Annotated in this window: 10 protein-coding genes; 7 read left to right on the top strand and 3 right to left on the bottom strand. The window is 41.1% G+C overall.

Features of this window, described 5'->3' with window-relative positions; genetic code table 11:
- Positions 1 to 11: 11 nt before the first annotated feature.
- Positions 12 to 629, bottom strand: coding sequence for a homoserine/homoserine lactone efflux protein (gene rhtB / locus C9J38_RS20380; RefSeq protein WP_107208676.1), 618 nt, complete (start codon positions 627 to 629; stop codon positions 12 to 14).
- A 265-nt stretch (positions 630 to 894) separates the two neighbouring features.
- On the opposite strand from rhtB, the gene C9J38_RS20385 reads away from it, so the two are divergent.
- Together C9J38_RS20385 and C9J38_RS20390 are read left to right on the top strand one after the other, a co-directional pair.
- Positions 895 to 1,815, top strand: coding sequence for an alpha/beta fold hydrolase (locus C9J38_RS20385; protein WP_107208683.1), 921 nt, complete (start codon positions 895 to 897; stop codon positions 1,813 to 1,815).
- A gap of 157 nt (positions 1,816 to 1,972) precedes the next feature.
- Positions 1,973 to 2,779 carry a Cof-type HAD-IIB family hydrolase gene (locus tag C9J38_RS20390; RefSeq protein ID WP_107208677.1) on the top strand — a complete coding sequence of 269 codons (807 nt, stop codon included), beginning with the start codon at positions 1,973 to 1,975 and terminating at the stop codon, positions 2,777 to 2,779.
- 58 nt (positions 2,780 to 2,837) lie between these two features.
- On the opposite strand, the gene C9J38_RS20395 is transcribed toward C9J38_RS20390, so the two are convergent.
- Entirely contained in the window at positions 2,838 to 3,296 is a 459-nt protein-coding gene (locus C9J38_RS20395) for an EVE domain-containing protein (RefSeq protein ID WP_107208678.1), read from the bottom strand.
- A gap of 60 nt (positions 3,297 to 3,356) precedes the next feature.
- On the opposite strand from C9J38_RS20395, the gene C9J38_RS20400 reads away from it, so the two are divergent.
- From C9J38_RS20400 to C9J38_RS20410, 3 genes are all read left to right on the top strand, one after another.
- Entirely contained in the window at positions 3,357 to 3,773 is a 417-nt protein-coding gene (locus C9J38_RS20400) for a hypothetical protein (protein WP_107208679.1), read from the top strand.
- Positions 3,774 to 3,851: 78 nt separating this feature from the next.
- Positions 3,852 to 4,439 (top strand): tRNA-uridine aminocarboxypropyltransferase, encoded by a 588-nt coding sequence (locus tag C9J38_RS20405; protein WP_107208680.1) that lies wholly within the window; start codon positions 3,852 to 3,854, stop codon positions 4,437 to 4,439.
- Between the two features lie 120 nt (positions 4,440 to 4,559).
- Entirely contained in the window at positions 4,560 to 5,027 is a 468-nt protein-coding gene (locus C9J38_RS20410; protein WP_107208681.1) for a glycine zipper 2TM domain-containing protein, read from the top strand.
- A gap of 449 nt (positions 5,028 to 5,476) precedes the next feature.
- Here C9J38_RS20410 and C9J38_RS22105 read toward each other — a convergent pair whose 3' ends face one another.
- A complete protein-coding gene (locus C9J38_RS22105) occupies positions 5,477 to 5,632 on the bottom strand; it encodes a prepilin-type N-terminal cleavage/methylation domain-containing protein (RefSeq protein WP_146144321.1) in 156 nt (51 codons plus the stop codon).
- Positions 5,633 to 6,347: 715 nt separating this feature from the next.
- Here C9J38_RS22105 and potE point away from each other — a divergent pair.
- Positions 6,348 to 7,673, top strand: a complete 1,326-nt coding sequence (gene potE, locus C9J38_RS20420) for a putrescine-ornithine antiporter (RefSeq protein WP_107208682.1) — start codon at positions 6,348 to 6,350, stop codon at positions 7,671 to 7,673.
- A 217-nt stretch (positions 7,674 to 7,890) separates the two neighbouring features.
- Positions 7,891 to 9,082, top strand: a 1,192-nt coding sequence (locus C9J38_RS20425; protein ID WP_304589598.1) for an Orn/Lys/Arg decarboxylase N-terminal domain-containing protein, incomplete at its 3' end; no start/stop codon positions are given.

The raw sequence follows: 9,082 nt of genomic DNA on the forward strand, positions 1-9,082 counted from the left end.
ATCATCAAAATTTACGCGCGAGCCAAAGCAAGTAAAGCACCACATCCGATAAACATAGATCCGAATAAACGGTTTAAACGAGACATCACCGTTGTTGAACGGATATAGCGGGTAAAGCGTGACGCTAACAGTACATAAAATAACATTACACAACCATCGACGACTAATGTCGTGATACCAAGTACCAATAACTGCGGTAATTGAGGTTCTACTGGATTGATAAACTGAGGGAATAACGCAACTAAGAACACAATCGTTTTGGGATTGGTTAAATTGACAAACACTGCTCGTTTAAACAATGTGGTAGCCGATATGGAGCTATCACGCTCATCTAAGGCTAATGCTGACTTCTCGCGCCATTTTTGGATCCCGAGCCACACTAAATACACCGCGCCTAGCCATTTAATAATGGTAAAAGCCAACTCAGAGCCAGCGACTATCGTTCCTAGCCCTACGCCAACAAGAATGATGTGTGCAGCCATACCACACTGCAAGCCGATAATAGAGGCTAATGACTTACGCCAGCCATAAACCATCCCATTACTGATTGAATTTACGGTCCCAGAGCCAGGTGCAAAACTAAAGATAACTGCAGCGAGAAAATATGCTAACCAAACATCAATACTCATGTGATCTCAATGAAATTTTTATGACATTTATAAAATGCGTTTATAACCTGAATAGAACAAATAAAGCAATATGGATACACTTATTCTGTCTTAGATAAATAAGGTATACTGTACTAAGTATGCCATTTTTGACTAATCCACAGTAATCGCCACGCCATAATTTGCTGTGATGATTTTTAAACAGATAAATTTCGGACGCGCTTTAATGACTTGTCAACCTTCGACTTTTCTCCCTTTTTCTCAAGAAGAACATTTCACAGACACAATGACGAGTGCGGTAAGTGAAATGTGGCAACAACGTCACGAAGGAAAATTCACGGGCGTTAAACAATGTGAATTAGGATGGGTCAGTTTAACCCCAAAGTGCAGTGATAAAGTCATTATCGTGGTTAATGGACGAGTAGAAACCTATTGGAAATACCAAGAGCTGTTCTATGATTTAGTCAAACAAGGCTACCATGTTTATTCCTTCGACCATCGTGGTCAGGGCGTGTCAGAACGCTTAGTGGACGATCATGAATTGGGGTATGTCGAAGACTTTGATGACTACGTTGAAGACCTGCATCTTTTTATGCAAAACATCGTCAAACCACAAGGTTATAAACAGCACTTCATCCTTGGTCATTCAATGGGAGGGGCAATCACCAGTTTAGCACTTGCTCGTTATCCCACTCTTTTTGATCGCGCCGTACTAAGTGCGCCAATGCATGGCATCTATGTTAAACCTCACTTAAAGCCCTTTGCCGAAGCCTTGATTGGCATCACCGAATTATTTCGTCGTCAACCTCACTATGCTATTGGTCAAAAGCCCTATTATGCAAAACCGTTCAATGGCAACTTGCTTACCCACAGCCAAACACGTTACCAATGGTTTCGCGAGCTTTATGATGTCCGCCCTGAATTACGCATTGGTGGCGCAAGTAATCACTGGGTATGGGAAAGTATTAAAGCAGCACGTCGAGCGATTCAACAAGCCAATACCATCACTATCCCTGTTCTTTTACTTCAAGGCAGTGAAGATAAAATTGTTGATAACGCCTGTCAGCAGCAATTTCATCAACAGCTAAACCAAGGCTCTGGACACTGTGATTTTCAGATCATTGAAGGTTCTCGCCATGAGATCTTATTTGAAAGTGATCCGCTCCGTAACCAAGCGATTACCGCACTCTTGGCGCATTTTGCTTAATCTTCACTAACAGACTTTCGTTTTTATCAAGCGAACGAAAAGCGGAAGTCTAATTATCCAACTTTAGCCTCTTTTTTCCTCTTTGACTTGTTCTAGAATTAATCTCTCATTGGCATGCTACATACCATTACCGCCCGTTTTACTATCGAGAGTTCACATGTTTAAAATTGTTGCTTCAGATCTAGATGGCACCTTGCTTACTCCTGAGCATAAGATCGCCCCGTTTACTCAAGATGTCTTACAACGTCTTTATCAACACAATAAGCATTTTGTATTTGCAACAGGTCGCCACCATATAGATGTCGCTGAAATGCGTGAAAAACTGGGTATTCCGGCTTACATGATCACATCAAATGGCGCCAGTGTGCACGATGCCGACGGTAATCTTGTGTTCCAACAAAGTTTAAGCCCTGAAGTGATCCGTGGCGTTATTGCACTCGCAAAGCACGATCCTGATTTACACATTCACTTGTACCAAGGCGACCATTGGCTACTCAATCATGAAAATGAAGCACTGCGTGATTTCCACGATAGCTTTAACTATCAGTTATTTGATGTTGAGAACCCGCCGACAGATAACGTATTAAAAGTTTTCTTCACCCGTGATGATCTTGACCATGAGAAAATGGTGAAGTGGGAGCAAGCCTTTAATCAAGAGTTTAAAGATAAAGCGAATATCGCATTTTCCACACCTTGGTGCTTAGAAGTAATGGATGCGGGTGTCTCTAAAGGCGATGCCTTAGCCGCTGTCGCCAAAGCGCTCGAGCTGACATTAGACGATTGTATTGCTTTTGGTGATGGGATGAATGATGTTGAAATGCTATCAATGGCAGGTAAAGGCTTAATCATGGGCACCTCTCATGACAAAGTGAAACAAGCACTGCCAGATAATGAGGTTATCGGTTCAAGTGCTGATGAAGCGGTAGCGCACTACTTAGAAAAGTATCTCCTTAATCACGCATAACCCCCCCTATAGAAAGGCTGTTAAACACAGCCTTTTTCTTTTCCCCTTGAAAAACAGTTTAGAACTGCCCTGTCATGGTTAAAATTTCCTGCCATTGCGCGTCAGTAACTGGCATCACACTTAAGCGACTGCCTTTTTTTACTAATGGCATCTCAGCCAAGGCTGGATTGGCTTTCATACGCTTTAAGCTAACTAACCGTAAGTGACGTTGGTATTCAATATCAACCATAAACCAGCGAGGATTCTCTGGATCTGATTTCGGATCAAAATACGGGCACTCGGGATCAAACTGGAAGTGATCGGGATACGAGGCTTTCACCACCGTTGCGATCCCAACTACACCGACATCTTTACACGATGAATGATAAATGAAGACTTGATCGCCTAATTTCACCTCGTCACGTAACATATTACGCGCCTGATAATTACGGACGCCTTCCCAAGGTGAAACTTTTTGTGATTTTAGGGTGTCTATAGAAAATGTATCTGGTTCGGTTTTAAATAACCAATAGGCCATATTGTTCTACCATTACTGCCAACTTCCTCATGAATTTGAGCCTACCATAGAGAGAATAAAATGACAGTTTCACGGTTACCCCTCGCCCTTATCTTTACCGCATCTACGCTAACTGGCTGTGCAAGTTGGTTACCAAGTAGCTTTGGTGGCGATGACAGTAATAGTAATTGGGTGGGTGAGTATAAAAGTCAGCCAGAAATGGGATTAACGACTCTACTGAGCCTTAAAAGCGATCACTCTGCAACAACCACATATCAATACACCAATGGCGATCCAAGTCTAAAAGAAAACGGGAATTGGCAAGCGATCAGCGACACTCAGCTGCAAGTAAAGATGACCTCACATCATGGGCTCAATAGCGAACGTATTTATACCTTTGATCCGAGTAAGAAGCAGCTCAGCGCAACAGAAGAAACCGTCAACGGTCAGAAATATCATATCGGCAATAATGGGTTAGTACTGACAAAACAAGACTAAACGCCATTATCACTGTCGTGACTTAAGACATCGATTTATGCCACACTGCAAGGGTATTTGAGGTTAGGAGAAATAACCATGTCATGCCCTCGCTGTGGCTTTCAGCACAATTGTATTTGCAACCTTGAGCCACACCTTCAGTGCCCCGCACACTTTGTGTTATTAACTCACCCTCGAGAGCTTAATAAAGATACCAACACAGGTAAGTTGCTGGTAAACAGTTTGCCTCATTGCCGCGTTGAGGTATGGCAACGTACCGAGCCGCCAGCACACTTGCTCGCGCAACTGCGTGATCCTCACTACCAAGCCTATCTGGTTTTCCCAAGCGATGAACAACATCCCCCTATTGAGCTACCTCAAGCCGATACTGACCAACCCATCCCCCTGTTTATTATTCTTGATGCGACCTGGCAAGAAGCAAAAAAAATGGTACGTAAAAGCCCTTGGCTTAGTGACTTACCGCGTTTAGCTTTAACGCCACAACAGACATCAAACTACGCCTTACGACGTAATCAGCAAGATGGTAATTTATGTACCTGTGAAGTGGGGATAGCGCTACTGACTCAACTTCAATTCACAACAGAAGCAGCACAATTACACCAATACTTCTCGGCATTTATTAACACTTTTCATGCTGATAAAAGTGGACATAAGAGAACGTATTAACAGATTCAATACCTTATATTTACTGTTTTAGTAAAATGAGTTTTCGTGCTTTCTTTTCTTATCGAATAAGCTCAAATTACACCCAATATTTAAACACTGTATTTTTATTGAAGAAACAACATGAAAACAAAGATACTTGTCTTAACCGTGATTTTATCGACGTTAGGTCTCGCAGGCTGTGCAACCAATCCTTATGGTAATGCTTACAATGTTAATGATGCACGCCAGATGCAAGAAGTATATTACGGCACCGTAACTCGTACCCAAGCGGTAACACTAAATGGTAACGGTAATGGTATTGGTACACTTGCTGGCGGTGCTATTGGTGGGATTTTAGGCTCAGGCGTAGGCGGTGGTACCGGCTCGCAAATTGCGGCAATTGGTGGTGCGCTATTAGGCGGTTACCTTGGTAACGAAGCAGGTAACGAAGTCACTAAGCGTAATGGTGTAAACCTAACAATAAAGCTAGATAGTGGTCGTACCGTTTCTATCGTGCAGCAGGTTAACCCTAACGTCATGTTCCACGCTGGTGAGCGCGTTCAAATTAACATCTCTGACGATGGCACTTCTCGCGTCACGCCAGCTTAAGTATTTCTTCTTAAAAAACATCCAAAAAGGCGCTAATTTAGCGCCTTTTTCTTTGATCGTGATAGATATTGCTTCAGCATTTATCATCAATGACTGTAATCATCGGGCATTTAACAAATTAGGCTCATTGTTATGAGCTGTATTGTCGTTGCTTGATAGCAGATCTTAAAATAGCGTTCTAAATGTATGACCAGCCCCTTCCGCTCCCTCTGCGAAATTAACGTACATGACATAATAATGCGTATCTAAAATCTATTATTGTCAGCATACTGTCAGCCCAACCACTCCAACAATGATCACTTAACGTGAGTGTTTTCATATCCATTCGATAATGATATCAAGTATTCGGTGAGGCTAGCGCTTGAACAATACCCCTCTTCGTTGCAGTGGGGTAATCATTTGCTATCGATATAGCATCAACGGTACTCAATAAAGCTGTTTCTTTCCCGCTAATCATCGCTTTGATATTGATGGTTACGAGGTTGGGGTATCGCAACAACAACTAAACTCTCTAAGCTAACAATAACGATGACTAACTCTAAAAGAGTAAAACCGAATTTACGCTTCATTAATCCACCGCCAACACCTAAATTATTTAAAGGCATAATAAATCAATGCGTATTATTGAAAATAATGACGGTCTTTTATTACAAAAAACGATTAAAAATATTATTAATATTCCATTTATTATTAATGAATCCTGAACGTATCATTTAAGTTTTTACTAAACCTCTCAAAGTGACGTCGATTTCTCACTAAAAAAGTACTTTTTACTGTCATTAAATAAAAATTAACCCTGAATAAGAAAAAAATAAACACCATACAAATAGCATCAAACCGCACAAAAAGTGAATAAATATATTTCAATTATTCATTTTTAAAGTCTATCTCACATGATAAATCTCACCTCAAGAAAATCACAACCCATTGTTATAAAGAGCTATTTTTAACAACCCCCTGACAACAACAACGTATGAGTTGACGTTATTCACGATAGTTACTGAACGAATAACGATACTGTTTACCATTATTAACACTAAAAATGGAACGTTTCATTCCGAAATTAACGTTTTTTTTTAAGCAAAACAGTCGCATTATACGCTTCATCGAAAGGACAACGAATTCACTCTCATATATAAGTCTTTATATCCAAGGTTTATATCTGAGTTATTTTTTAGTTAGTTTCCCCCCTACTAAAAAATAAAATAATGACTTTAATGTTATTAATGAATTCGCCATGGATTGGGTCTTATTAAATATAATGATAACTACTTTCTTATTATTGATAGTAGTTATTACCTTCTAATCATAGGTGAATATATGTCATCAGATACTGGCACTAAAAAAATGGGCCTTGTCGGTTTAACTGTACTTGTTGCAGTTAACATGATGGGTTCCGGTATTATTATGCTACCAGCGAGCTTGGCTCAAGTTGGTGCTATTTCAATGTTATCTTGGGTGGTTACAGCATTAGGTGCAATGTGTATTGCTTACACGTTTGCTAAATGTGGTGCTTTTTGTAAACGTTCAGGCGGTATGTCAGCTTACGCAGAAGAAGCACACGGCAAATCATCTTTCTTTATCTCTTCTTACACATACTATGTATGTCTAGTAATTAGTTGTGTAGCAATTGCCGTATCAGCTGTTGGTTACATTAAGCCATTCATGCCTTGGTTAGATACGCCAGTACACACTTTCTTCGGTGTATGTGCGATTCTTATCATTACTATGGTTGCTAACTTTGGTGGTCCTAAGATCACAGGTCAAATCTCAGCATTCACTGTTTGGGGTATTATTCTACCTGTACTTGGTCTATCTGTTATCGGTTGGTGGTGGTTCGATCCACAAACATTCATGAGCGCATGGAACCCACACCATGACACAACAATGCACTCTGTATCTTCAGGTATCGCACTGACTCTATGGGCGTTCCTAGGTATTGAATCTGCTGGTGCTAACTCTGATGCAGTTGAAAATCCAGAGCGTAACGTACCACTAGCAGTACTATTTGGTACAGGTTTCGCTGCTGTTATCTACATTGCGTCTACTGGTGTTATCCAGGGTATTATTCCTAACGCAGAACTAGCAGCATCTACTGCACCATTTGGCTTAGTATTCAGCCACATGTTTAACCCAACAGTAGGTAACATTGTTACACTAGCAGCGGTTATCGCATGTATCGGTTCACTATTAGGTTGGCAGTTCACTAACGCTCAAGTATCTAAAGCAGCGGCAGATGAAGGTCTATTCCCTAAAATCTTTGCTAAGACTAACAAAGCAGGTGCACCAATTGCCGGTATGCTTATCATGCTAGTTGCTGAGTTAATTCTAGCGGTGATGACTATCTCTCCAAACTTGATCAGTCAGTTCAACGCGCTATTGAACCTAGCCGTATTTATTAACATGGTACCTTACATCCTATCTATGACAGGTTTGGAAGTGCTACTTCGCAAAAACATGGTTACACCAAAACAATACCGCCTAGGCGCTGTTGTGGGTACATTAGCTGTTATCTACAGCATCTACGGTGTATACGCTTGTGGTGCGACAGCAGTATTCGGCGGTACCATCTTGACGCTATTCGGTTACATCTTCTACGGTTTCATCGCAGCACGTGATACTAAACCAGAAGTTAAAGCAAACTAATTAAGATTTAATAAATTCGATACTAAAGAAATTTATTAATAACCAGCTAGAAATGAAATGGGAATAAATAATAAATACACTGAAAATTAATATAAACATTAATAAGCAGTATTATTTATTCCCTTCTAAAAGTATTAGGCAAGGCGTTTAATTACTTCATATTAATTATGTCGTGGTAAAACACACCTGCCATCAATCATTCTATTCAGGCGTTATTATGAACAACAATAATAGTACTAATAAAATGCGTGCTCTCGTTATTGAGCACCAAAACATTACTCCAAACAGCTTTGCCGATCGTGCAACTAAATCATTAATCGCTGAATTAGAAAGCCGTACTATCGAAATCGTTACTGCCACTTCTTACGAAGATGCACGTGCGGTTATCATGGCATCTCAAATCGATAGCCTTGTATTGGCTCTTGAAAAAACTGAAGAGCAAATCGTTAACTCTCACGAAGAAGTTGATTTGTTAGCAGCACTACAAGCACGTCAACCTGAAGTGCCAGTATTTCTACTAGCAGAACGCGCTCGTACTTCTATTCTTAACAACCGCCAGTTAATGGAACGTGTTGATGAGTGTTACTCAGTACTAGAAGATACTGCAGATTTCGTTGCTGGCCGTATCGTTGCTGCTATGCGTCGTTACCGCTCACAAGTGCTACCGCCTTTCATGAAAGCGATGATGCACTACAACGACATCCATGAGTACTCATGGTCTGCGCCTGGTCACCAAGGTGGTATCGGTTTTACTAAGACCCCTGCTGGTAACCAATTCTTCGAATTCTTCGGCGAAAATCTATTCCGTACCGATATGGGTATCGAACGTGCAGCACTGGGTTCTCTACTTGACCACAGCGGCGCATTCAAAGATTCAGAAGTTGAAGCCGCTAAAGTATTTGGTGCTCACCAATCTTACTCTGGTATCGTAGGTACTTCTGGTTCAAACCGTACAATCATGCAAGCATGTTTGAAAGATGACGACATCGCTATTTGTGACCGTAACTGTCACAAATCAATCGAGCAAGGTCTGATCTTAACGGGTGCGCGCCCTATCTACATGGTACCTAGCCGTAACTGTTACGGTATTATCGGTCCAATCAGCCAAGTTCAAATGAGCAAAGAAGGCATCGCACTTAAAGCTAAAAATGCGGGCATTCCTTTCAACGCTGATGAGAAAAAAGCGAGCTACGCGGTTGTAACTAACTGTACTTACGACGGTTTATGTTACCACTCTGAAGTGACTGAAGCGCTACTAGGCGAAAGCTCTAGCCGTATTCATATGGATGAAGCATGGTTCGGTTACGCACGTTTTAACCCTATCTACAAGGGTCACTTCGCAATGCGTGGCGATGCTAAAGACCACAAAGGTCCAACAGTATTTGCAACTCACTCAACTCACAAGTTAT

Source organism: Photobacterium sp. GB-210, assembly GCF_003026075.1.
Taxonomy (GTDB): domain Bacteria; phylum Pseudomonadota; class Gammaproteobacteria; order Enterobacterales; family Vibrionaceae; genus Photobacterium.

Coding starts and splice junctions, on each gene's coding strand:
- rhtB (WP_107208676.1), bottom strand. CDS start 629: ATGAGTATTGATGTTTGGTTAGCATATTTTCTCGCTGCAGTTATCTTT.
- C9J38_RS20385 (WP_107208683.1), top strand. CDS start 895: ATGACGAGTGCGGTAAGTGAAATGTGGCAACAACGTCACGAAGGAAAA.
- C9J38_RS20390 (WP_107208677.1), top strand. CDS start 1,973: ATGTTTAAAATTGTTGCTTCAGATCTAGATGGCACCTTGCTTACTCCT.
- C9J38_RS20395 (WP_107208678.1), bottom strand. CDS start 3,296: ATGGCCTATTGGTTATTTAAAACCGAACCAGATACATTTTCTATAGAC.
- C9J38_RS20400 (WP_107208679.1), top strand. CDS start 3,357: ATGACAGTTTCACGGTTACCCCTCGCCCTTATCTTTACCGCATCTACG.
- C9J38_RS20405 (WP_107208680.1), top strand. CDS start 3,852: ATGTCATGCCCTCGCTGTGGCTTTCAGCACAATTGTATTTGCAACCTT.
- C9J38_RS20410 (WP_107208681.1), top strand. CDS start 4,560: ATGAAAACAAAGATACTTGTCTTAACCGTGATTTTATCGACGTTAGGT.
- C9J38_RS22105 (WP_146144321.1), bottom strand. CDS start 5,632: ATGCCTTTAAATAATTTAGGTGTTGGCGGTGGATTAATGAAGCGTAAA.
- potE (WP_107208682.1), top strand. CDS start 6,348: ATGTCATCAGATACTGGCACTAAAAAAATGGGCCTTGTCGGTTTAACT.